The organism is Polymorphobacter megasporae (assembly GCF_018982885.2).
In the GTDB taxonomy this organism is placed as follows: Bacteria; Pseudomonadota; Alphaproteobacteria; order Sphingomonadales; family Sphingomonadaceae; genus Polymorphobacter_B; species Polymorphobacter_B megasporae.
Genome location: NZ_CP081849.1, coordinates 469,826 through 491,725 on the forward strand (window position 1 = coordinate 469,826; position 21,900 = coordinate 491,725).

The 21,900-nt window shown below is 60.7% G+C and carries 23 protein-coding genes and 3 pseudogenes; 11 read left to right on the forward strand and 15 right to left on the reverse strand.

The features are described 5' to 3' along the window. Positions 1-221: 221 nt before the first annotated feature. The 3 genes and pseudogenes from tpiA (at position 222) to KTC28_RS20430 (ending at position 3,793) form a co-directional block, all read left to right on the forward strand. Complete coding sequence (gene tpiA, locus KTC28_RS20420; protein ID WP_216711458.1) at positions 222-965, forward strand: triose-phosphate isomerase; 744 nt, start codon at positions 222-224, stop codon at positions 963-965. Positions 966-1,534: 569 nt separating this feature from the next. Then, entirely contained in the window at positions 1,535-2,350 is an 816-nt protein-coding gene (locus KTC28_RS20425; protein ID WP_216711457.1) for an SDR family NAD(P)-dependent oxidoreductase, read from the forward strand. Between the two features lie 503 nt (positions 2,351-2,853). Beyond that, a pseudogene (locus tag KTC28_RS20430) lies at positions 2,854-3,793 on the forward strand (tyrosine-type recombinase/integrase). On the opposite strand, the gene KTC28_RS20435 reads toward KTC28_RS20430, so the two are convergent. Then, positions 3,790-3,939: a hypothetical protein gene (locus KTC28_RS20435; RefSeq protein WP_219774160.1), complete on the reverse strand. Its 150-nt coding sequence runs from the start codon at positions 3,937-3,939 to the stop codon at positions 3,790-3,792. The pseudogene KTC28_RS20430 and the gene KTC28_RS20435 sit on opposite strands and share 4 nt — an antisense overlap. A 234-nt stretch (positions 3,940-4,173) precedes the next feature. Here KTC28_RS20435 and KTC28_RS20440 point away from each other — a divergent pair, with 234 nt between their 5' ends. From KTC28_RS20440 to KTC28_RS20450, 3 genes and pseudogenes are all read left to right on the forward strand, one after another. Then, a complete protein-coding gene (locus tag KTC28_RS20440) occupies positions 4,174-4,431 on the forward strand; it encodes an ATP-binding cassette domain-containing protein (RefSeq protein ID WP_216711456.1) in 258 nt (85 codons plus the stop codon). Positions 4,432-4,445: 14 nt separating this feature from the next. Next, the gene (locus KTC28_RS20445; protein WP_216711455.1) at positions 4,446-4,832 is read left to right on the forward strand and encodes a type II toxin-antitoxin system VapC family toxin; all 387 of its coding nucleotides are present in this window, start codon (positions 4,446-4,448) and stop codon (positions 4,830-4,832) included. 43 nt (positions 4,833-4,875) lie between these two features. Beyond that, positions 4,876-5,361, forward strand: a pseudogene (locus KTC28_RS20450) (CinA family protein). Between the two features lie 53 nt (positions 5,362-5,414). Here KTC28_RS20450 and KTC28_RS20455 read toward each other — a convergent pair. After that, a complete protein-coding gene (locus KTC28_RS20455) occupies positions 5,415-6,443 on the reverse strand; it encodes an IS481 family transposase (RefSeq protein WP_216711459.1) in 1,029 nt (342 codons plus the stop codon). Between the two features lie 24 nt (positions 6,444-6,467). Here KTC28_RS20455 and KTC28_RS20460 point away from each other — a divergent pair. Beyond that, positions 6,468-7,022: pseudogene (locus tag KTC28_RS20460) on the forward strand (site-specific integrase); the annotation flags it as partial. A 157-nt stretch (positions 7,023-7,179) separates the two neighbouring features. Here KTC28_RS20460 and KTC28_RS20465 read toward each other — a convergent pair. The 4 genes from KTC28_RS20465 to KTC28_RS20480 all read right to left on the reverse strand — a co-directional run bounded on the left by KTC28_RS20465 (position 7,180) and on the right by KTC28_RS20480 (position 10,198). Continuing rightward, entirely contained in the window at positions 7,180-7,701 is a 522-nt protein-coding gene (locus tag KTC28_RS20465) for a Ros/MucR family transcriptional regulator (RefSeq protein WP_216711453.1), read from the reverse strand. 473 nt (positions 7,702-8,174) lie between these two features. Continuing rightward, entirely contained in the window at positions 8,175-8,642 is a 468-nt protein-coding gene (locus KTC28_RS20470) for a Ros/MucR family transcriptional regulator (RefSeq protein WP_216711452.1), read from the reverse strand. A gap of 504 nt (positions 8,643-9,146) precedes the next feature. Further along, positions 9,147-9,737 carry a mobile mystery protein B gene (locus tag KTC28_RS20475; RefSeq protein WP_216711451.1) on the reverse strand — a complete coding sequence of 197 codons (591 nt, stop codon included), beginning with the start codon at positions 9,735-9,737 and terminating at the stop codon, positions 9,147-9,149. Next, on the reverse strand, positions 9,734-10,198 hold the full coding sequence (locus tag KTC28_RS20480) for a mobile mystery protein A (protein WP_216711450.1): 465 nt from the start codon (positions 10,196-10,198) through the stop codon (positions 9,734-9,736). The genes KTC28_RS20475 and KTC28_RS20480 overlap by 4 nt, the downstream gene beginning before the upstream one ends. A 436-nt stretch (positions 10,199-10,634) precedes the next feature. Between KTC28_RS20480 and KTC28_RS20485 the strand changes: the two genes are divergently transcribed. Further along, positions 10,635-11,021 carry a hypothetical protein gene (locus tag KTC28_RS20485; protein WP_216711449.1) on the forward strand — a complete coding sequence of 129 codons (387 nt, stop codon included), beginning with the start codon at positions 10,635-10,637 and terminating at the stop codon, positions 11,019-11,021. A gap of 319 nt (positions 11,022-11,340) precedes the next feature. Here KTC28_RS20485 and KTC28_RS20490 read toward each other — a convergent pair whose 3' ends face one another. Next, a complete protein-coding gene (locus KTC28_RS20490; protein ID WP_216711448.1) occupies positions 11,341-12,270 on the reverse strand; it encodes an NAD(P)/FAD-dependent oxidoreductase in 930 nt (309 codons plus the stop codon). On the opposite strand from KTC28_RS20490, the gene KTC28_RS20495 reads away from it, so the two are divergent. Next, a complete protein-coding gene (locus KTC28_RS20495) occupies positions 12,254-12,433 on the forward strand; it encodes a hypothetical protein (RefSeq protein WP_216711447.1) in 180 nt (59 codons plus the stop codon). The two genes, KTC28_RS20490 and KTC28_RS20495, sit on opposite strands and share 17 nt — an antisense overlap. Positions 12,434-12,472: 39 nt before the next feature. On the opposite strand, the gene KTC28_RS20500 is transcribed toward KTC28_RS20495, so the two are convergent. The 3 genes from KTC28_RS20500 to KTC28_RS20510 all read right to left on the reverse strand — a co-directional run bounded on the left by KTC28_RS20500 (position 12,473) and on the right by KTC28_RS20510 (position 14,789). Next, on the reverse strand, positions 12,473-12,883 hold the full coding sequence (locus KTC28_RS20500) for a fasciclin domain-containing protein (RefSeq protein WP_216711446.1): 411 nt from the start codon (positions 12,881-12,883) through the stop codon (positions 12,473-12,475). A 135-nt stretch (positions 12,884-13,018) separates the two neighbouring features. Continuing rightward, positions 13,019-13,960: a Brp/Blh family beta-carotene 15,15'-dioxygenase gene (locus KTC28_RS20505; protein WP_216711445.1), complete on the reverse strand. Its 942-nt coding sequence runs from the start codon at positions 13,958-13,960 to the stop codon at positions 13,019-13,021. 49 nt (positions 13,961-14,009) lie between these two features. Then, positions 14,010-14,789, reverse strand: coding sequence for a bacteriorhodopsin-like (locus tag KTC28_RS20510; protein ID WP_216711444.1), 780 nt, complete (start codon positions 14,787-14,789; stop codon positions 14,010-14,012). 753 nt (positions 14,790-15,542) lie between these two features. Between KTC28_RS20510 and KTC28_RS20515 the strand changes: the two genes are divergently transcribed. Together KTC28_RS20515 and KTC28_RS20520 are read left to right on the forward strand one after the other, a co-directional pair. Further along, positions 15,543-15,953 (forward strand): response regulator, encoded by a 411-nt coding sequence (locus KTC28_RS20515; protein ID WP_216711443.1) that lies wholly within the window; start codon positions 15,543-15,545, stop codon positions 15,951-15,953. Beyond that, positions 15,946-16,362, forward strand: coding sequence for a response regulator (locus KTC28_RS20520; protein ID WP_216711442.1), 417 nt, complete (start codon positions 15,946-15,948; stop codon positions 16,360-16,362). Before KTC28_RS20515 ends, KTC28_RS20520 begins: the two co-directional genes overlap by 8 nt. 367 nt (positions 16,363-16,729) lie before the next feature. On the opposite strand, the gene KTC28_RS20525 is transcribed toward KTC28_RS20520, so the two are convergent. The 5 genes from KTC28_RS20525 to KTC28_RS20545 all read right to left on the reverse strand — a co-directional run bounded on the left by KTC28_RS20525 (position 16,730) and on the right by KTC28_RS20545 (position 21,447). Beyond that, a complete protein-coding gene (locus KTC28_RS20525) occupies positions 16,730-18,031 on the reverse strand; it encodes an IS701 family transposase (RefSeq protein ID WP_223132307.1) in 1,302 nt (433 codons plus the stop codon). 104 nt (positions 18,032-18,135) lie between these two features. Then, positions 18,136-18,890 (reverse strand): IS5 family transposase gene (locus KTC28_RS20530; RefSeq protein WP_219774167.1). Its coding sequence is split into 2 segments (ribosomal slippage): positions 18,136-18,557 and positions 18,557-18,890, totalling 756 coding nucleotides; the frame shifts between segments, so codons are not numbered across the junction. 308 nt (positions 18,891-19,198) lie between these two features. Beyond that, complete coding sequence (locus tag KTC28_RS20535) at positions 19,199-19,798, reverse strand: PEPxxWA-CTERM sorting domain-containing protein (protein ID WP_226895905.1); 600 nt, start codon at positions 19,796-19,798, stop codon at positions 19,199-19,201. A 205-nt stretch (positions 19,799-20,003) separates the two neighbouring features. Beyond that, the gene (locus KTC28_RS20540; protein WP_223132308.1) at positions 20,004-20,552 is read right to left on the reverse strand and encodes a PEP-CTERM sorting domain-containing protein; all 549 of its coding nucleotides are present in this window, start codon (positions 20,550-20,552) and stop codon (positions 20,004-20,006) included. Positions 20,553-20,613: 61 nt separating this feature from the next. After that, on the reverse strand, positions 20,614-21,447 hold the full coding sequence (locus tag KTC28_RS20545) for an IS5 family transposase (RefSeq protein WP_216711713.1): 834 nt from the start codon (positions 21,445-21,447) through the stop codon (positions 20,614-20,616). Positions 21,448-21,900: the final 453 nt, after the last annotated feature.

Consider the following 21,900-nt stretch of genomic DNA (forward strand, 5'->3'; position numbering starts at 1 on the left):
TCCTGAGCCTAGCACGGCCGTCGCCATGCCAATCGAAGGACGAGACCATGACTGAGGATGCAAACTCGGAAGCCAAGGTAACCGCGAGCGATCCGCCCGTCGCCACCAGGGAAGATGGCCAGTCCCGCGACCGCCGGACACTGCGACTGTCGCCCAACCCTCAGCATCCGTCGGCGGGTAGACCGCCCCTTTTTCGTCAGTAGGGTACCAGGTCCGACCGCGTGAGGCCCCTGATCGCCGGTAACTGGAAGATGCATGGGCTGGCTGCGCAACTGAGCGAGATTGGCACGATTTCCGAGTCCGTGATCGCCAATCCGCCTGCCGCCGACGTGCTAATCTGCGTGCCGTCGACCTTGCTCGCGCAGGCCGTGCAGGTCGCTGCGGGTCGGATCGCGCTCGGCGGCGAGGACTGCCACACCGAAATATCAGGGCCGTTCACGGGTGATATCAGCGCTCAAATGCTCCGGGATGCAGGGGCTGCGTCGGTGATCGTCGGCCACTCGGAGCGGCGCCGACACTATCACGAGACGGATATGATCGTAGCCGCGAAGACGGCGGCGGCTTGGCGTGCGGGATTGGCCGCCATCGTCTGCGTTGGCGAGTCCTCAAAGGAGCGAACCGACGGCGATGCGTTCGCTGCCTGTTCAGATCAGGTCACGGGTAGCCTGCCCCGTGATGTCGCCCGCTCCGGACGGGTTGCGGTCGCCTACGAACCGCTGTGGGCTATCGGGAGCGGGGACGTCCCGACCCTTAGCCAGATCAGCGAGATGCACCGGCATCTTCGCTCCAGCCTGATCCTGCTAGCGGGTTCTGCAGGGGCGGACATTCGCATCCTCTACGGGGGGTCGGTGACCGCCGACAACGCGAGCGAGATACTCAGAATGCCTGACGTAGGTGGTGTGCTGATCGGCGGCGCGAGCCTGCTGGCAGCGGACTTCGATGCAGTGCTCCGCTGCGTACCGTGAGACACTCCATCCGAGTAGCTTCGGGCCGCCTGTCACGCCGCAGTTGCCAAGCCATCGCTGAATGCGTGAGGCGCACAGGCCGCCGTGCGGGCACGGATGAGCGAACGGCAGTTTTCACCAACAACGACACATTGGAGCCTGCACTATCGTAATTAAAGCGGCTGTCGGTTTACGCGAGGAAGATTCCGCCATCCAGAATGGTGGCTATGGCTGTTATCGACCTCGCTCGAGACTGATGCCTAGCTTGCGAATTGGAAGTCAAATGAGCTTTGGGCTTCAGACGCCCCGCGAGAGAGGCTGAGATCGGAAAACGTAAATCACAAAAACGATATGCGGCAATCACTTGATAAGGCGACACTTCCCGGCCTGCGCTTCTGCCGGACTGCACCCGACCAAGCCAGAATATCAATTGAGCACTTGCAACGCGGGTGCCATCCACAGAAGACAGTCAGGAAAAGGCCCCTTAGCTGCATTGGATGGCCCGCTGACGTGGGCCGAACCGCCTGGAGAGACCATTATCCGACGCCGCTCGTTCTGCTGCCACATTATCTGCCGTGGAGCAGCTTCTTATGACGACGCCAGCGCAACGAACGGTCATCGTTACTGGAGCGGCGGGTGGCATCGGCGCAGCAATCGCGTCGAATCTTACGATGTCGGGATGGCGCGTATTTGCAACCATGCGCCGACCGGTTCTAGCGCAGCACGGGCCGGATGCTCTGGCGCTGGATGTCACCAGGGATGATAGCGTAAATGCCGCCGTCGCTGAGGTCGTGGGCCGCACCGGGCGCGTCGACGCAATCGTCAATAACGCGGGTGTCGATATGCTCGGCGCTGTCGAGGAAACCACAACCGAGGAAGCGCTCAAGCTTTTCGAGACAAACTTCTTTGGCGTGCATCGGCTCACCCGGGCAGTGCTACCAATTATGCGTGCCCAGCTTTCCGGCCGCATCGTTACGATCGGATCGATCGCCGGGTTTGTACCGACCCCGTTCAACGCGTTCTATTGCGCATCCAAACACGCGTTGAACGGCTACTGCGAGGCGCTCGACTACGAGATCAGACCTTTCGGCATTCGTACCATCCTGATCGAGCCGGGATTCATTCGGACAGGTCTCCGAGCCAAGAAAAGGACGGTGGCCGACAGCATCGACGCATATAGCGAAATTCGCGGCCGCGCGGGGGCTGGGTTCGACGAGAGTGTCAGTCGTGGGACCGATCCGGCTCGTGTTGCTGAAGTGGTCCAAAGGGCGCTCGTTGCCGCTCACCCAAAGTTCCGGCAGCTGGTGGGCAATGACGCCCGGTTACTCAACATCGTCTATCACTATTTGCCTGGCTTCCTCTTCAAAGCCGGTATGAACCGGCAGTTTGGGATCGCGGGTCGGTAAATGCGCCAAGGGCGAGCCGGCAGGGAAGCAAACGCAGCGGAGGAAAGATGACAATCGCAGGGAGCGCAATCATCGAGAAAAGGAACGGCGGAATGGCCTTGGGCGCACTGGCTATCGGGGCGGTCGCCTTCGGGGCCGCCGCGGTAGGAGCCTTTGCCGTAGGTATCATGACTGTCCGGCGCTTACGGATTTTGGAAGCTCGTATCGACAAGCTCTCCATCGGAACGCTAACCGTTGATCATCTCAATGTGAAGTCAGCTGACGCGACGGGCTCTCTGTAGCTCATTTCGTTTGAAAGCCGCCCGGCCGTGTGTGGCCGCCCCGATGGATGCAAGGGGTTTTTGAGGGCATGGGTGCGCGGGACTAGGTGCTTCCGTGTGTCCGGCCTGTTGATGCAGCCATATCACGGCTGCTGGCCTGTATGAAGATCGCGGATCGGGTCCAGACCGCTTTGGCGCGCTCGAAGCGCTTGGACAGTGCACTGGTTTTGCCGACCCTGTCTTCTGACCGTTGCGCCATACCTCTCTGCTGACCTTACCGTTGCGGCCTATGTCCGTGCGCTGTCGGGGCAGGACCTCGGGAGTGACGCTGCGCGCGCCACCGGAGAGCGTGCCGCGGCCACGATCGGGCGGTACCTCGTCCATATCGGCTGGGCTTACCGCATGGCGGGGCGTGACGATCCGACCGCAGCGCCACTGGTGCGGTTCGAGCATAAGGCGGCGCGCAAGCTCCTCGGTGTGCGGCAGCGCCAGGCGCGCGCGATCCGGTTCAAGGGCGACGTCACCGACCTCGACGGGCCGCCGGCGGGGGTGTGCCTCGCGACGCTGCTCAAGGCGTGCCGCAAGGACATGCTCGGCGCGCGCGACCAGGCGCTGCTGCTGCTCGCCTACGACACCGGCTGCCGGCGCTCGGAACTGGTGGCGATCGAGGTCGACCATATCGATGGTCCCGACGGCGAGGGGGCGGGAACGCTGTTGATCCCGCGGAGCAAGACAGATCGGGAGGGGGAGGGGGCGCTCGCTTATCTGTCGCCGGCGGCGATGAAGGCGATCAAACGCTGGCGCGAGATGGGGCACATCGATCGCGGGGCGCTGTTTCGTCGGGTCGAGACCTACTTCGACGGCGGCGTCCGCACGGTCGGGGAGGGGGCGCTCCACCCCGGCACGATCGGGATCATCTACACGCGGTGATCCGCGCCGCGTTTGACAAGAAGCTGCTCGGAACCATGAGCGAGGCCGAGTCGAGCGCTGGGTTAAATCGGTGTCGAGCCATTCGATCCGGGTCGGGGTCGCGCAGGACAATTTTGCTGCAGGGGAGGGGTTGCCGGCGATCATGCAGGCGTACCGCTGGCGCGACGCCAAGACGGTGATGCGCTACGGGGCCAAATTGGCAGCGAAAAGCGGGGCGAGCGCGCGGTTGGCGAAGCGATTTGCCGCGGATTAACGGTCAAGGTTGTCGGCAACTCCCTCGACATCAATGGCGAAGCAACCAACCATCTGCCGGCCGAGCGGTTCGAGGAGTTCCTCGCCAGTCTGCGAGCCGCGGTCGAAGCCGGCGAGTTCGACAAGGAACTCCCCGACTAGGGCCACGGCGACGCCAAGGTGCAGGCTCGCAAGCGCGCACCGCCATCGATCTCGCCCGAAGTCGCCAAGCTGCGCGAATCAGGGCCGCTGCTACCCGCTAAGCAATCGAGAGAAGGCTAAAGCCGGCAAGAGACAGACGCTAACATTTACAAAGAGCAACTACCGCAATTTGAGGACGGCAGGCAAGATTTACAATGTGGCACTTGTGGTGGTCGTGTCATTTGATGTACAGTGTCACGCATGAACGAGATGGTCGACATCCGGATTGCTGAGAACGGGCGCATGGTGCTGCCACGAGCAGCGCGACAAGCGCTTGGTGTAACGGGAGCTGGTATCGTAGTCCTGTCGATCGACGGGGACAACGTGAAGCTGACTTCGATGCGTCAGAGCATCAAGCGCGCTCAGGACCTGTACCGTAAGCACGCGACCCATGATCTCTCGGTCGATGATTTCATCGCCGAGCGACGCGCCGAAGCCGTCCGCGAAGACTTCGACTAAGCCAGCAAGAAAGCATGGCATCGATCGTTTTTGACGCCTCGGCGATATTGGCGCTGCTGCGCGACGAGCCCGGGGCCCATGTCGTCGCGCCGTATATTGGCGACGGGGTCATTTCGGCGGTAAATTTTCAGGAAGTGATCAAGGGCCTGTTGCGCCGCGAAGTTCCCATCGAGGCTGCGTTAGCGATGCTCGACGCCCTGCATCTAGAGGTGCGTCCGCACGCGCGCGAGGACGCTATCGCGGCGGCCAAGCTCTATTCCGCCACCAAGGAATTTGGCAGCGGCCTTGGGGATCGGACGTGTATGGCGCTGGCAATTGCTGAAGGACTGCCGGTCCTTACCGCTGATCAGGCGTGGGCGCGGATCCAAATCCCAGACCTCAAGCTTGTGCTGGCGCGATGACGGATCACGGCCGCAGTCGCCAAAAAGCATGTCTGTCATGACCATTGATAAGCTGTTCGATCAAGCGCGGGCGGTCGCCGCCGCGTTAATCGCGAAGAAGCAAACGATCGCCGTCGCCGAATCGTCGACCGGGGGCTTGATCTCGGCAGCGCTGCTCGCGGTGCCGGGAGCCTCGGCCTATTATCTCGGCGGCGGCGTGATCTATACGCCTCGCGCCCGCCATCGCCTGCTCGACCTCACGCGCGAAGATGTTCGTGGCCTGAAATCGGCAAGTGAGCCGTATGCAGTCCTGCTCGCCTAGACCGTCCGTCGGCGGTGCAGCGCCACTTGGGGCATTTCCGAGACCGATGCTGCGTGTCGGACCGGCAACCCCCATGCTGATGTCGCCGGTCATTGTTGCTTCGCCGTTGCCAGCACCACCACCGTCGCACAGACCCTCGAGATCCGACGCAGCGACCGGCTGAAGAACATGATCGCGTTCGCCGCCGCGGCGTTGACCCTGCTCGAACAGCAAATCGCGTCGAGCTGAACGACCTGCGGGCGCCTACTGAATATGGCAGCGGTGCGCCCATATCTCGTCACCTAGATGTTTGGTCCCGGGATCTGATGGGTCGGATCTGACGTAAATCTATGAGGCTCGGCAAGCCACGCTTTGCAGATAGCTTCATAGGGTGTGAGGCCTTTGAGGGTCTTGAGCCTGCGACCGAAGTTGTAGGCGGCAACGAAGTCGCCAAGATGCTGCCTGAGCTGATCGTGCGTGTCGTAGTGATACCGTTTGACGGTCGCTTCTTTGATGGTGCGGTTCATCCGTTCGACCTGCCCGTTGGTCCAGGGATGGCGAGGCTTGGTGAGCCGGTGGTCGATGTCGTTCTGGGCGCAGGCGAGCGCGAAGGAGAGGCAGCGGAAAAGTTCGCCATTCGCGATGGCGCGCTTGACCTCTTCGACAGCCGAGCCCGGATACTTGGGATCGGTGAAGTGGATGCCGTTGTCGGTGAGCACGGTGCGCACCGTGTACGGCACCGCGGCGATGAGATGCCGAAGGAAGTCGGCAGCGACCCTGGTGATCGCCTTCTCATGAAGCTCGACGAAGGCGAACTTGGAAGTGCGGTCGATCGCAACGAGCAGATAGAGCTCCCCCTGCTCGGTGCGTACCTCGGCGATATCGATGTGGAAGTAGCCGATCGGATAGCTCTTGAACTTGGCGCGGACGGGCGCGTCGCCCTCGATCGTGGGCAGCTGCGAGATGCCGTGGCGCTGCAAACAACGGTGTAGCGACGAGCGCGTCAGGTGCGGGATGCTGGCCTGCAGCGCGTACAGGCAGTCGTCCAGAGGCAGCAGCGTATGTCGGCGGAAGGCGACGATCACGGCTTCATGTTCGATCGACAGCACCGTCGATCTGGCGACCTTGGGGCCGGTCGGAAGATCGGCTGTCGAGGTCCGCTTCTTCCACTTCGCGACGGTCTTCCGGTTGATGCCGTGGCGCTTGGCCAGCGCCCTCAAGCTAGCTTGACTATGCTGTATCGCTCGACGGACTGCCTCAGTCGTCGTGGCGTTCCCGTGGAGGACCTGCCCATAGCGCTTCCTTGCAGCTGGCACTGAATAATACACCATCAAAGCATGGGATCACACATCTAGGACACCGCCTGTCGGCGCTCGGAACTGGTGGGGATCGAGGTCGACCATATCGACGGGCCCGATGGCGAGGGGGCGGGGACGCTGTTGATCCCGCGGAGCAAGACAGATCGGGAGGGGGAGGGGGCGCTCGCCTATCTGTCGCCGGCAGCGATGAAGGCGATAAAACGCTGGCGGGAGAGGGGGCATATCGATCGCGGGGCGCTGTTTCGTCGGGTCGAGACCTACTTCGACGGCGGCGTCAGCACGGTGGGGGAGGGGGCGCTCCATCCCGGCACGATCGCGATCATCTAGGAGTGGCTGATCCGTGCCGCGTTCGACAAGAGGCTGCTCGGGGCCATGAGCGAGGCCGAGCTCGAGCGCTGGGTCACGGCGGTGTCGAGCCATTCGATCCGGGTCGGGGTCGCGCAGGACAATTTTGCGGCAGGGGAGGGGCTGCCGGCAATCATGCAGGCGTACCGCCGGCGCGACGCAAAGACGGTGATGCGCTACGGCGCGAAGCTCGCCGCCAAGAGCGGTGCGAGCGCGCGGCTGACGAAGCGGTTTGCCGCTGAGTAGCTACTAGTCGGACCGGGTGCGAGACTGAAGCCTCGCAGTGGGAGGTGCCGTCGCCGATATGTCCGAAACTCTTGGGTTCCGGACATATCAAGCGCGTGAGCCCAAATCGTTTGCCCGCGTGTCCAACGCCCTGCGCGTCAGGCGATATTTGGACCTCTTAAGCCGCCTGTGCGTCGAACGCCGGCGCGAGCTTGGCGCGTAGGGAACGTGGCTTTTTTGCCGAAACGGCCTCAACCGCGGGTGCGGGCGGGGCCTTGCGTCCGAGTCCGATCTTTATCGCCAGGCTGCGACGCTGCTCGGCATAGGCAGGCGCGACCATCGGATAATCAGCGGGCAGTTTCCACTTGGCGCGGTACCCGTCCGGCGTCATGCCATAGCTGGTCATCAGGTGCCGCTTGAGCATCTTCAGCTTTTTGCCGTCCTCGAGGCAGACAAGGTAGTCCGGCTTGACCGAAGCCCGGATCGAAACCGCCGGATCCTGCTGGACCTTCTCCGGCTCGACCTGTGTTCCAAGGCGAGCAAGCGCTGCATGGACGCTTGCGATCATTCCCGGGACGTCAGAAAGCGCAACCGAGTTATTGGCGACGTGCGAGCTGACGATATCGGCCGTCAGGGTCAGAAGTTCATTATTAGACGCAAGATCGTTCACAGAAAGTTCCTTGTCTGAGGCCGTTTGCATATTTCAGCTGACCGGTAATCCGCACTTAGTCTGCCAGTTGTCACATTACCAGATGCCTAATCAAGATCTTCGATCTTAATTGCAAATCAATGTCGAGGCAGTTTTGTCCAAACGCCGGATTATTGGGGAGAAGGGCTGATCGGAGGCTCGCGATCGCTTCTGGGAAAGTTCATCGGGCTACTATTGTAGTGATGCAAGGCCTCGTGGACAAAGGCTGACCCTAGGCTCAGGGTTGATTGAAATCTGTCTTCTAAAGGCAACTTAGCGCCAGCAAATCGGGGGCGCGGATGAAGAACGAATGTTGGTTCTGGTATCTCGCCCCAAATGTCGTTTTTGAGCGGGGGGCGACATGTCCGCGATATTCAATTTTAGACATGTCGAACAGATTTTCTCGCGGCCTAATCGAGCACCCGACCCCGCCCATCAGGCGATGTCCGGCTCCAACGACGCGATCCTCTTGTTAGATGACGTTGCTAGGTGCGGGGGGAGCGGGTTTTCTTTGAGTCGCCGGCCCGTGCGGTAGATGCGCGCTGCGCGGTGGAGTTCATCCGCCCGAGCCCGATTTTTAACGCCAAGTTGCGACGCTTTTCCGCATAAGCGGGGGCGACCATCGGGTAATCTGCAGGTAAGCGCCATTTTGCGCGGTACGCGTCTGGCGTCAAACCGTAGCCATTCATCAGATGTCGTTTGAGCATTTTAAAATGTCTGCCGTCCTCAAGACAGACAAGATAATCGGGCTTGATCGACGCGCGAATCGAGACCGCCGGTGTCTGCTGGCCGGCTTGCGGTTCGACCTGGGCGCCGAGGCGAGCGAGGGCCGCATAGACGTTCGCAATCATTCCTGAAAGGTCGGAAAGCGCGACAGAGTTATTGGAGACGTGCGCACTGACGATATTGGCGGTTAAGGAAAGCGTTTCACTTTGAGCAGCAAGCACGTTCACACAAAATTCCTTAGTTTAGGCCGGTTGAATTTTTACGTCGTCTGTATAACTCGTGCTGAGTAGCGACGTTCCAATCGCACTTTTAGTGGCTCATCGGCGCTGGGCGCTTTCGATTATTTAGTCCTAAAAGATGAAAACTATTTGAACCGTCTCAGACGGACTGAAGGGACAAAATAACGTAAACGGTCATTCGGTCGAAAGACGTCTCGTCCGCTGTGCGCCCATTTCTCGCCGTACAACTTTCCTGAGCCCGAAAGCCGCCGTCCGTTCAGGTGGCTCAGCTGACTTAATTGGTAGATTAAGGCCGGCCGCTTTCGAGCGCTGAGGTGACGCAAACGGCCTTTCGTTCATGCGTCGCCGGCCGACAGCTTCGCTTCCGATTTAAGACAATTGCGATGGGCGATTCGAGCCTGGAAGCGGTGGTTTATGGCATTGTGCAGGCCGCTTGCACGCTCAGCCTCGGATGTGTCGCGAGCCCGTTGAAGGCGGATGGTCGGCGCGACTTCACGACCGCGCGAACGCGATCAACGGCTCAAAGTCTTCGGCATCGGCTGCTTTGAGCGCGGCAATGTAGGCCTTGCGGGTCTCGGTCGGATCGACGAGATTGACCTGCCCCCAAGTGAAACGCGGTTGGGCAAGTTCGATCGCGAGAAGGTCGCCGACCATACGGGAAAAGCGACCGTTGCCGTTTGGATAGGGGTGGATCGCGACAACGCGGTGGCTGAAGCGAATGGCAATCTCGTCGGCCGGAAAGGTCTTGTTTGCGGCCCAGTATATGGCGTTATCGATTGCTTGGTAGAGCTCGACCGGGATGCGGTGGGCGTCGATGCCGATATTGCGTGCGGTGGTGCGGTAGGTGCCCGCCCACCTCCAGACATCACCATACATGCGTTTATGCAGCTCATTTAGAAAACGGGGATTGAGTACTTCTCGCTTTCGCGACGACAGCCAATTCCTCGCGTCTGCGATGTTGGTCAGTTCGGCTTCGTTCAGTTCGGCGCGCAGCGTGATGTAAGATGGAATGAGCTGCTCGCGCTCTTCGGCTTCGAGAGGCGTGTTGGCATCGTCGTCACCCTTAAGGAGCGGATCGCTCATTCCTTTTCCCACAAGCGGCGGTTCAGGTGGGTAAGCCATTCACCAATGAGCCGTCGCTCCTCGTCTTTTAGATCGGCAGGCGTGAGCGCCTGATTTTCGAGGCGCATCGTGTGATTGAGGTGTGCAAGTTCGTTACGCACCTTACGCGCGGCCTGATCGTAGAGCATCTCGTCGAGTGGCTTTGTCGGCACGAATGCATAGACAAACTGACAGCCCAAAGCTCCGGCCGTTTGGCGCAGAGTTTTGAGGGTAACTGCGCCTGCCGTCTCCGCTTTCTCGATCGTGGTGACGCGCGAGGGTGCTACGCCCATGCGCTCGGCGAGCTGGCGCGTGGTCATGCCAAGGGACTCGCGAATGGCTTTCGTCCAACCGCGCGAAGGCGTCACAATCGGCTCTGTCCGTAGGGGGGCGAGCTTCTTGTCGAGGTTTTTTCTGGCGAGTTGGGCCTGTTTCATGCTCATATATATGTGTCCATCCTTGAGTACAATAACATCTTTATATGAGCAGAACGATGATAAATAGTCATATACAAGTGAGCAAAAAAAGACAAACTGCTTATACATAAGTGAGCGGGCAAGGCTGCAGCGGCGGAATGAAGTCGGCGTCCCGCTCTAATCGGAAAAGGTAGTGTCCACGCGATCGGCAAGTTTCGGACATCGCCATCGTCTCCGGGCACGACTGCTATTGGGGGCGGGAGCTGCCATCGGATCCGTGATACGTCGAACGGCAGCTATGCTGCACTCATGCCGGAAAGCTGCCAGACAGTTACCGGCCCCCCCCTTGTCGCTGGGGTTCAAGCACAAGAAGTGGCGCCGGCGCGATTTGCCGCCAGCGGGCTTTCGGCATAGCTAAAGGTGATAAACATCCTGTTGAGGACGTCCGACGGTGAAAGGTGCAATGCGCATGCTGGTTGTCGCGGTCACTGCGGCGACCTTTCTGGCTGGCTGCGGTAAGCAGGAGCCCTCGTCAGGTCCCCCGAGGAACTCAGGTCGATTTACGGGCATAGGTGTATTCGATGCGGGACGGCTATGGGCGAAGATGAACATTGCTCGAGCCAAGCCCGACGCGGCTGATGCAGGGATCGAGGATGATGAACACGTGATCGTCGTCCTCGACAGCCATACCGGTGAGGTGCGCCAATGCGGCGACCACAGCGGCTACTGTGTAGAAATGAATCCCTGGAGCGGGACGAAGGGGCAAGGAATGCTGCCGGCTAAATTGACGAAGCACGCTTCCGACTTTGCGGTCGAGGACCAGACCACCACGGTTGAAACCTCAAAGTAGCGCCGTAGCTATGACGCCACATTAAGACCGGCAGAAGCGTTCAATTTTATTTTCCGAGGAACGACTGCGAGAGGTCGAATGCGGCGGCGACATCGCGGTCTACGATGACAGCTTTCTCCCTCCTGACTGCCGAAAGCGGACTGGCGACTATCGGCCCCGTCCCAGCTAGCACAGAACACCATTACGTGGATTTGCCACGAGAGGGTGTTTAGAGGTCGGCAGAAGATTGCTAACTCTCCTGGGGCGGGTGGTCGGCCGACTGTAATTGGGCGGGCATGCCTTACGACAAGTCGACAGCTCCGTGTCTGCGAACCCCGCCTCAGCCGATCAGGCCTGCTAGGAGCCGGCCCGACAACCACGCTGCCTCGATGCGCGGCGCCAGCAGCCAGTCGCCGCACACTCCGATCCTGAGAGCGTTATCCCGCAGCGCACCGGGCCCGCTAGTGGTGTCGCTGCGGGCGTAACGCCACCGGTGCGCTGACAGGTATACTGGCGCCGGTAGCGGCATGCCGAGCGCGGCTTCGAGACGACGCAAGAGTTTGGGCGCTATTTCCTCTGGTGACGCTTCCAGATGGGCGACTGACCATTGCGGCGAGGCTTGGACGATCCAGGTTTCCGCATGATTACGGCCGGGTTTCGCGCCATCGCGAGTTGCCCATGCGACAGCACCAATGTCGCGTATGATTGTGGTCTCCGTCACGATCGCCTCCGCAAAAGCGATCATTGCCGTCCAGCACGGCGCCGAGCGGCGGCGAGCCGCGGACGCGGCGAAGTCGGCATGAAACGGCTTCAGCAGCGACGCGGCCTGTTCGGCAGGGACGGCAATGATCATCGTGTCAAAGCCCCCGGCCTCGGGCCGACCGACGATACGCCATGTTCCGCCGTCACAGTCGAGCGTCTCAACTCGCGCGTTCCATGTTACCGCGTGACCCGCCGCCATCGCCCTCACGGGTGCGCTCATGCTGGGCGTGCCGACCCACGCGTCCGCGCCTGCTTCGGGCCAGCGTGCCGCCACACCGTCGCGCTCCCAGTCGGCGACCTGCAACGCGAAGGCGGGATCGCGCACAGTAAAATATTGGGCGCCATGGTCGAAGTGCAGCGTAAGTCCGAGCGCCTCGACCCGCCGCGTCGACATGCGGCCGCCTGGTCCTCGCCCTTTGTCGAATAAAGCCACCTCGTGGCCCTGCCGGACGAGAGCGTCGGCGCAGGACAGACCGGACAAACCGGCACCAATGATCGCGATCAGCATAATCGGTTGCACCCGCCTCATGTTCGACTGGGCGGCAAGTTCCTTATCTATCCGCATGCTTGAGTTCATGGCTCGGTTCGACAGCGATTGCCCGCTTTGCCGCGATATTGGTTCAGGCCATCCCAAGCTCGGCCGCGTGCTGACATTTAATTTTGGCTCTTGAGGCGTTGGGGGCGGCGGTGTCGCCGCCCCCGGATCATCCTCAGGCCGTCGGCATCAGAACGGTATCGATCACGTGGATGACACCGTTGGTGCACTCAATGTCAGCGGTTGTGACGTGCGCGCCGTTGACGCTCACACCATGATCCGTGGTGATGTTGAGGTGCTCACCACCAACCGAAGCGGGCGACATCGGCCCAGTGATGTCGGCTGCCATGACCTTCCCCGGAACGACATGAAGCGTAAGGATCGCGGTCAGCTTGGCCTTGTTCTCGGGCTTCACCAGTTCCTCAACGGTCCCATCGGGGAGCTTGGCGAACGCGTCGTCCGACGGGGCGAAGACGGTAAACGGGCCGGCACCCTTTAAGGTCGCGCCTAGGTCGGCCGCGGTGACGGCGGCGACGAGCGTCTTGAACGAACCCGCGGCGACGGCAGTATCGACGATATCGTGCATGATATATCCTTTAAAGATCGCCCCGAATATCCTGGGTCGACACAATAACCCTAGACTAGCTGCGGATTAAGATCAGCAAAAAGATCTAACATGTGACGTTCTGTCTTTGCGTCAGATTAATGACACATTAGAATATTATATCGGAGCGATATTGTAATCGCTTGATACTGGACGCGGCGCTGGCCGCGGTATTCGTCGGCGGCCAAATGGGTCGGTGTCACGGCGCTTAAACAGGATCGGGGCGAGCATATGCGGTACCGTCAGGATCGACAGCGCCATGAAAGTCGCCGCCGTCAGTCGTTCCGGCACCGCAAGCCCGCCACGAATTAGATAAATGCAGGTGACGATCGCCAGCGCTGCACCGGTCACGGGAACGACAACCGGGAGCCACTGTGCGACGCGCCCGCGCCGCGCAGCCCGGAGAGCACCAACGAAATGCCGCGGGGAATGGAACAGGCAAAAGAACGCTGCAAACCCGATTACAGGAGGCAACGCGGTGAGTGCGATCAGGCTCGCGATCGCTGCCGCTGCGGAAGTAAAGCGGCGCGCGGCGATCATGGCCAGGATTCCGGCCGCAGCGATCGCCAGCGCGACCGGCCCGACGAGTAGGAGCCCGTCGGCAAGCCGCGCGGCGGCCGGCGCTTTTGTCAGTGCGACAAAGATATCGGCGACCTGAGCGTGGTGCAGCATCGCGGGCGCGGCGATGAGGGCGACTGCGAGACCCGTGGCAAGGAAGCGCGAGTCGGTTGCCTCCCAATCCTCGGCAAAATGGATAACGGCGATGACGATAAATCCCGCGAGCGCCGCCACTGGTTCGACCAGCCAAGCAGCGGTCGTTATCGCTGCGATGCCAAGATAGACCGAGAGGATCGAGGCCAGGCCGTGACTGGTCCTGCCGCGGCGGTGGATCAGCTCGATGTCGAGTGCGCCATGCGGTAAGCCAAAGACGAGGATCGCCGCACACGCCGCGACGAGAGCGGTCGAACCGGACAGCGGCACGCCGGTGACTGCTGCGACGAGCAAAGCCACGGTTGCGCTAAGCGCAACCGTGGCACCGGGGAAGGTCGATTTTTCCATCGTCGTGGTACGAATGCCACGCGGTCCGTGCGAAACCGCGTGGACCATCCTACGCTGCAATCGGCCGGTTTCCGGCGAAGGGCTCATCACGCTCGGCTGCCGATTTCCGCACAGCGATATTGTACACAAGAATGCCGAGACCGACCTTCGAGATGATGTCGGCAAATGTATATCCAATCTGCACACCCGTCGTCACTGCACCGCCGCTTAGGCCGGTATACGGCAACATGTAAACGAGCGGGTAAAAGCCCCATGACGCAAACGTCAGCAATCGCGCGCTCTTGATCAGGCCGCGGACATTCTCGGGCTGCCGGTTGATCGATTCGCCCAAGCCCTTGAACAGCGCCCATACGATATAGATGAACGGGATGGTCGACAGCGTGCCCCACAATGCGCGGGTGGCGTTGTCGCCTGCAATCTCACCGGGGTAGCCAAGGCCGATCATCAGCACGGCCGCAAAGCCGAGGCGGAACGACCGCGAAACCGTCTCGCTCTGCGGCAGTTTCATTACGAGAATTAGCTCAATGAGCAATAACGGCACGGTCAGCAGCCAATCGACGTAACGATAGGCATCGTTAAAGGCGAAGCCGGTTGCCGTCAGCGCATCATTACGTAGTGTGTAGGCGCTCTCCCAGCTGTTGAAGATGCGAAAATAGTGATAAGCAGCGATCGCTGTGACTAGTCCGGAAATAGTCAACGCTGTCTTGTAAGAGGTCGAAACCTGGCTTCGCCCCATCCATAAGAAGATCGATGCGGCCGCCATCGTAGCTAATGTGAATGAAAAGGCGTTGTACACAAGCGTGTACTGCCCCACTGTTAATTGGGTCATGTCGGTCTCCGCTGTTGACGAAGCCATATCGCGCCGACACGAAACCCCGTCTATGGGCGAAATGTCATGCGTGGGGATGCCACACGCGGCAGATGCGCCGCACTGGGCCATTCGGCGACCAAGGGCGGCGGCACCGCGTCCGAATAAATGCACAAGCGATTGCAAGGCCGTCGCACCGGCGTACTCCCACATAGTTGGCATTTCTAGGCCCGTACTTACCCCCAACCGCCCGTCATCACGAAGATCCCGGTGAAAAAAGGCAGGATTGCGAGGACGAAAGCTGGCGGGATGGTGCCTCTGGTCCCTCATCGCACTTAGCCGGGCGTTGCCATCCGGGCCTGATCCGGCATCTCGCCAGCTTTCTTAGATCGTGACCTCCGCAGGCTCGCCACTTACGCACGCCAAATCAATGTCGAGTACAGCGAAACCGCCAAGGGCTGGCAGCTGACAGTCACCGATGACGGGGTCGGAATGCCTGGCGATGTGAGCGCTGCCAAGGCTGGACTGGGAACGACGATCGTAACCGCGCATGCCAAGCAACTTTATGCCACTGTTCACGTCGTCGCCGCCGAGCCAGGCACAATCGTAACCGTCAATCGGACCACGTTGAGGCTCGTCGGAGGGGCCGCCCGCGATCCCGAAGTCTAGGCAGTCTAGCAGAAGGCCTTCAGCGCCTGCGATTTCAAAGCCTTATTGTCACGGCACGGAACAGCGAATGACACGGTCGGTTAAGCGTTGGTTATGGGGGCCATTGTGAAGATTGATATGCGCGAAACCCTAGATGTGCCTGAAGCGATCCCCCTGCTTCTCATGGTCGTCGACGACGAGGTTCTGATCCGATTTGTTGCGGCGGACATTCTGCGGGACGCCGGCTTTGCAGTTGTCGAGGCCGGCGATGCGGACGAGGCAATGATATTGCTGGCGACGGGAATGCCCTGCAGTCTGATTTTTTCTGACGTGAATATGCCGGGCTCGATCGATGGGGTCGGACTGGTGGCTCATGTGAAAGAGCATTACCCGGTCATCCCGGTGGTCCTCACGTCGGGTGGTGTAGCGTTGCACGAACTCGTCAATGCCGGAGCCGTGGCGATCGTGCCCAAGCCCTATTCCGAATCTACGCTCATCGGCACAATCGACCGTGTGCTCGGCCGATCCGGTGACTGAGCGGCCAAAGCCGCGGGTCGAAGAAGCGCTGCTTCTGGTCGATGGTGAGGTGATCGCCCGCCACGCCTTGGCCGAATATCTGCAACACTGCGGCTATGCCGTGATTGCGGCGGCCTCGACCGAGGAAGCGATGACCGTCCTGAACGCCCCGGATTATGTCATCTCGGCTATGCTGTGCGCATTGCCGGCGATTGGTTCGCAAAATGGCTTTGCTTTCTGCCGCTGGGTTCGTGACAATCATCCGACGATAGAAATCGCGCTGGCCGGCACCCTCGATGCTGCGGCTGAAGCGGCTGCTGAGTTTTGCGACGCCGGGCCGCGACTGGTTCGTCCCTACGACCCCGGCGCTATTGTCGAACGGGTCCAACTGATGCGCGAGCGCCGCAGGCAGAAGCTCGCGCTGGGCTGATTGACGCATTCCCGCGGCGGCTCAGCATAGGTGTGTCGCCGACCGAAGTCTCTGCTCCTCAGCGACGTCTCGAGGGTCGCGGACTAACCTAAAGGTCCGCTTTCCACGATCGGTCGCCCGAAAGCCGCCAGGCCGGAAACGGCCCCCGCGGTTGTGGCGCTGACACTCGCAATCGTCGGAATGCATTTTCTGATTATGTTACCCGCACTGGGGCCCCGAGTCGGAGGGCTCGGGGTAGCGTGCGTCGTCAATGCAGCGTTGTTCTGGCGGACGCGAAGCTACAGGGTGCAGGCAGCATGGGTGATAGATGGGCTGTTGAAGCTAGCACTACTTTGGCAGATTAGATTTTGCGGGCGGGGTGAGGTGCTCATTGCAGTGCGGGCATCGCATCGGTGGCGCTCTCGCGAACAGGTCGACGATTGCCTGCCTGACGGCTGGCATGCTTGGTTGCGGTGGTGGTCCCGAGACTCTTTTTTTTCCGTCCCGCTGCTGTGAGGCGGCGGGACTGAAGGAAGGCGCAGGCGATCATCGTCATCAAGGCGTGTCGATGCAGGCCTGTCCACGATCGACCTTCAAAGTGGTCGAGGCCGAGTTCCTCCTTGAGCTGCTGGTGCGCCTGCTCGCAGATCCACCGCGCCTTGATTGCTCCGGCGAGCGTTTTGATCGCGGTGTCGGCAGGCAGGTTCGAGAGGTAGTATTTGCGCTCGCCGGTCGAACGATGCTCACCAACCAGCCACACTTCTTCACCCGGCAGATGCTGGCCGCCCATGTCGCGGATACGCTGGGTCGGGCCGTCGGCGACACGCACGCGCAGTGCGGCGAAGCGCGCGGCCAGTCGCCCTTTCGTACCCCGTCGCCAACTGACCCGTTTCCATGGCTGCCCGGCGAGCAACGTCTCGGATGCAACAGATTTTGCATTTGGGATATGGTGTTGACGAGGTCGGCCATGTCCCGCGATCGGGAAGATCATCGCGACATCGGCCGGATAGACCTTCTGCCGGCCGGGTATGCCGACCGCCCAGGAGAGGCCGCGCTCGCTCAGCGCCTGGCGGAACGGCGCGCTCATGCCATATCCGGCATCCGCCAGCACACAGCCGAAGCGCACGCCCGCGGCCGTGACCCGGTCGATCTCGGCGATGGCGATCTCAGGCTTGGTCAGGGCGACCTGCCGGTCGGCGGGCACCTTCGCCTTCGTCATGCGCTCGGGATCGCTGGTCCAACTCTCCGGCAGGAACAGGCGCAGACCCACCATCACTGGCACCTCGCGCGATGCGAGCGTCACCGACACGAGCGTCTGGCAGTTCGCGTTCTTGCCGAGCGAGGACGCATATTGCGGCGCGACACCGACCGAGTGGCGCCCCTTCTTCGGCATCGCGGTGTCGTCGATCACAAGGAAGGCATCGCCGCCGCCGACCAACCGGTCGGCTTCGGTCAGCAGCGCCGCGTCGAGCGGAGCACTGTCCCAGACCCCTGCCGCCACGAAGTGATGAAGCTGGTCATACCCAATGGCATCGGCGCGAGCCGCCATCGGCTGGACGCTCTTGCGGTCTCCAGGGCCGATCAGGCCGGCAACATAAGCGGGGCACATCCGTGCCCGCTTCTTATGACCCAGCGCCGTCAAAAACGGCGCCAGCCAAACCTCAAGGTCGCTTCGCCAATCTCCGCCCATCGCCAGCCTCCATAGCTGGCTCCCTATGAATCACGCAAAACTACCCAAGGGAATCCCAAAAATTATGCTTCTGCCAAAGTAGTGCTAGGCTCAGGACTCATTGATCACAGCCAGAAGATGACGGTTGCGGCTAGCGCGATGGCCGAGAAGAAGGCGTGCGCGCATCGGTCGTAGCGGGTGTGGATGCGGCGCCAGTCCTTGAGCCTGCCGAACATGTTCTCGATGCGGTGACGTTGCCGGTAGAGGGTTCGGTCATGCGGGATCGGGGTTTTGCGGTTGGCCTTCGATGGGATGCAAGGGGTGATGCCCTTGGCGATCAGGGCGGCGCGGAACCAGTCGGCGTCATAGCCGCGGTCACCGAGCATGGCCCTCGCTTTGGGCAGGGCGTCGAGCATCAGCGCTGCGCCCTTGTAGTCGCTGGTCTGCCCCTCGGTGAGGAGCATGACGAGCGGTCGGCCCTGGCCGTCGCAGACCGCGTGCAGCTTGGAGTTCAGGCCGCCTTTGGTGCGTCCGATACATCGGGGAAGAGCCCCTTTTTGAGGAGGCTCGCGGCGGTTCGGTGTGCCTTCAGGTGGGTCGCATCGATCATCAACTGGTCGGGCTTGCCGCCTTTTGCCGCCAGCGCTGCAAAGATACGGTTGAACACACCCAGCCGGCTCCAGCGGATGAAGCGGTTGTAGATCGTCTTGTGCGGACCGTAGTCCTTGGGCGCATCGCGCCAACGCAGCCCGTTCCTGATCACGAAGATGATCCCGCTGATCACTCGCCGGTCGTCAACGCGCGGCACCCCATGCGACAGGGGAAAGTGCGGCTCGATCCGACGCATCTGTGCCGCCGACAACCAGATCAAATCACTCATCACGACGCCTCCCTGGCGTCACCATTGAATCAACCGATCACCGTCTCCGCAACCACTTTAATAGGTCCTGAGCCTAGGTCGCCTCTGAAAGAGGCTTCTCGCGCAATACTTGGCAAGTGTCATGCCGTCGATGCCGCCACTCGCTGATAGAGATATAGCGAAAATGGCTTCGGGCTTCGACGGAAAGGCTTCCGCTTGCTCGACCGATCACGCTTACTACAGCGTTTAGGCTACACTAGTTGGATATGGCCCCGACTAGCTTCAAGAATGGCCTCGGCGTTGATCGCCGAGGCCATATCATGCTCGTTTCAGATCAGGCCGATGCTCGCGTTGCGCCGACGGATCGAGGCTCCCACCATTCCAAAGCCAAGGATCATCGCGCCCCAGATCGACGGCTCGGGGACAGCCGCAGCAACGCTCACCGTCAATTGCGTCGGGTAAAGGTTGCCGATGGCGGCCGAGATTTCGCCGCCCGAGTTATTGTCGATAAACGACACGTTGGCGGCCTGACCCGCCGCCAGTGCCAAGCTGATCGGCTGGTCGACCGTGGCGGGAAATCCAGCTCCAGTGAGATCAACGTAGAAGTTGTTGTCGCCCGATCCGCGGACCATGTCGTTCGACAAAATCTGGTAGTCTCCCATAGTGTACAGCGAACTGTAATTGCTGCCGGCCGTGGAGAAGCTCCGGCCGTTGATTGTCAGGGTTCCGCCGACGGCATACGGCGGGCTGCCACCGAAAATGCTGTTGGAGGACACCCCGGTGCTCGTCTGCGGCCCGAAAGCGTTCACCGCCGACGTGTTCACGATGAACGTCTCGACGAAGCTCTTGTCGGTGAGGCGCTGATCCGTCCCGTAACCGAAGACGTCGGCGTTATCAGAGATGTTCTCCGCGTTGCCGGTGAGCGTCACGGTGATCAATGTCGCCGCGGCGGGCGAAGCCGCAAGGATCAGCGAGCTCAGCGCTGCGCCGACCAGAAAATGCGATCGCATGATGTAGCCTTCCAAGATATTGATCAGAGCCGGACCGCTGGAACGTCGTCATTGCTGCCAAGCAGCACGAATCATTAACCGTTCTTAATGACGACAGTGTGACGTTCGGCCCGGACGACGCCGATCATGCAGTGACGGCACCGGCTTCTGCGCGGCGACTGCGAAGGAAGCTGCCCAAAGTCACGAAGCCCAAAAGCAAGCTTATCCAGGTTGAAGGCTCCGGGACGCTGCTCGTGACGGTTAGCGTATCGCCAGCGCCACCTAGGACAGCGTCTTGATAGACGCCGGTCGCTGCGAGCGCCGTGCCGGCGAAATATCGGATAATCGTTCCAACGCTCGCGGCACGATATTCGATGACCACGTCGGTTGGGCGAGGGGAGAAGTTCAGCCCAGTAGGCAAGATCGACTGAGTGTCGCAAGGTGCTCCGGCATATCCAATGCAGCTGGCCATTTTTCCGTACGGCTCGATCACATTCAGATCGAAGTTATATTCGCCAAATGTATTCGCAGCTTCCTGAGAGAGAAATTCCGGAGCGACAACGGTAAAGCCCGATCCTTGCCCCAGATCGAAGGTGTATTTTACGGTCACCAAGGCCGGGGTGGTTGCAACGAGTGAAGCAGCTACCGCCATTACGTGAAACAGAGCTATTTTCTGGCTCGTGATAAAGCGCATAATTTGCTCCCTGCATCGCGATCTCAGAAATCCGATATTTAGAGCCCGATTCAAAAGTACATCAATGAGTTGAGAGCCTTGCGATTCTGCGTGTGAGCATTCGGATGCTGGCGATGGTTGCCCATGCCGTGGCGCTTTCGATGGATCGCTCCCAGTCTTTGGCGAGACGTCGGCAGCGGCCCAGCCACGCGAAGGTCCGCTCGACAACCCAACGGCGGGGCAAAAGCACAAAGCCCTTGGCGGTATCGGAGCGCTTGATGATTTCGAGGGTCCAGCTGCCATGGCCTTCAAGCGCGGCCTTGAGTTTGTCACCGGCATAGCCACCATCGGCAAACACATGGCGCAGGAACGGGAAACGGAAACGGATGGCTTTGAGGACATCGACAGCGCCGTCGCGGTCCTGAATGTCGGCGGCATGGACCAGGATAAACACCAGAAAGCCGCAGGTATCGGTGATGATATGGCGTTTGCGGCCCTTCACCTTCTTGCCGGCGTCATAGCCGCAAATTCCGCCGCTTTCCGTTGTTTTGACCGATTGGCTGTCGATAACGCCAGCACTGGGTGAGGCCTCGCGGCCGGCCTGTTCGCGTGCTGCCATTACCAGCAAGTGGTTGATTGTCGTCAGCAGCCCACTATCCCGCCAGCTGTAGAAATAGCCGCGCACTGTCGACGTCGCCGGAAAGCATTTGGGCAGCATCCGCCAGGCGCAACCGCTCGACGCAATATACATGATCGCATCCATCACCGCCCGAAGGCAGGTCGTGCGACGACGCCCGCCGCTGCGGGCTGCCGGAAACAGCGGCTCGATCAACGCCCATTCCGCATCCCGTAAATCGCTTGGATAGCGCCCCCCCTTGCGCATATGCTGACGGCGAGCGGTATCAGTCCAAGGCAAGTTCTTCTCCTATCGTCTCGACAACGACGGTGAATCACAACCTACTGGTATCGCTCAACTACTTTTCGTTCAGGCTCTTACAAATTATTATCCATCCAAGTGAAGTTTTTGAGACAGCCCAGGGGCGTACTAATTTTGGTGATGACGACTGGTGCGATCCCTCTCTCAAGCTCAAGAACTCGTCCACAGGGCAGCATAAAGATAGGGGCTAACGCAGGATCTAAATCTTCTGCTTCGAGGTGCCCAAAGCCGGTTGTGCGACCGAGGTAAAAGGATGGCCGCTTCTGGGAGCCGCTCATGTCCACCTAGCGTCCGGAACTGGGTCTTGCTGGTGTACGGCGGTGGCTGAACGAAAGTCCGCTTTGAAGCGTCAGATGCCCGGAAGCTGCCAGTCCGGAAACGGCCCCGAGGCCGCCCCGGGACAGGCTCCGCGGCAGCGGCGACTGAGGGGTG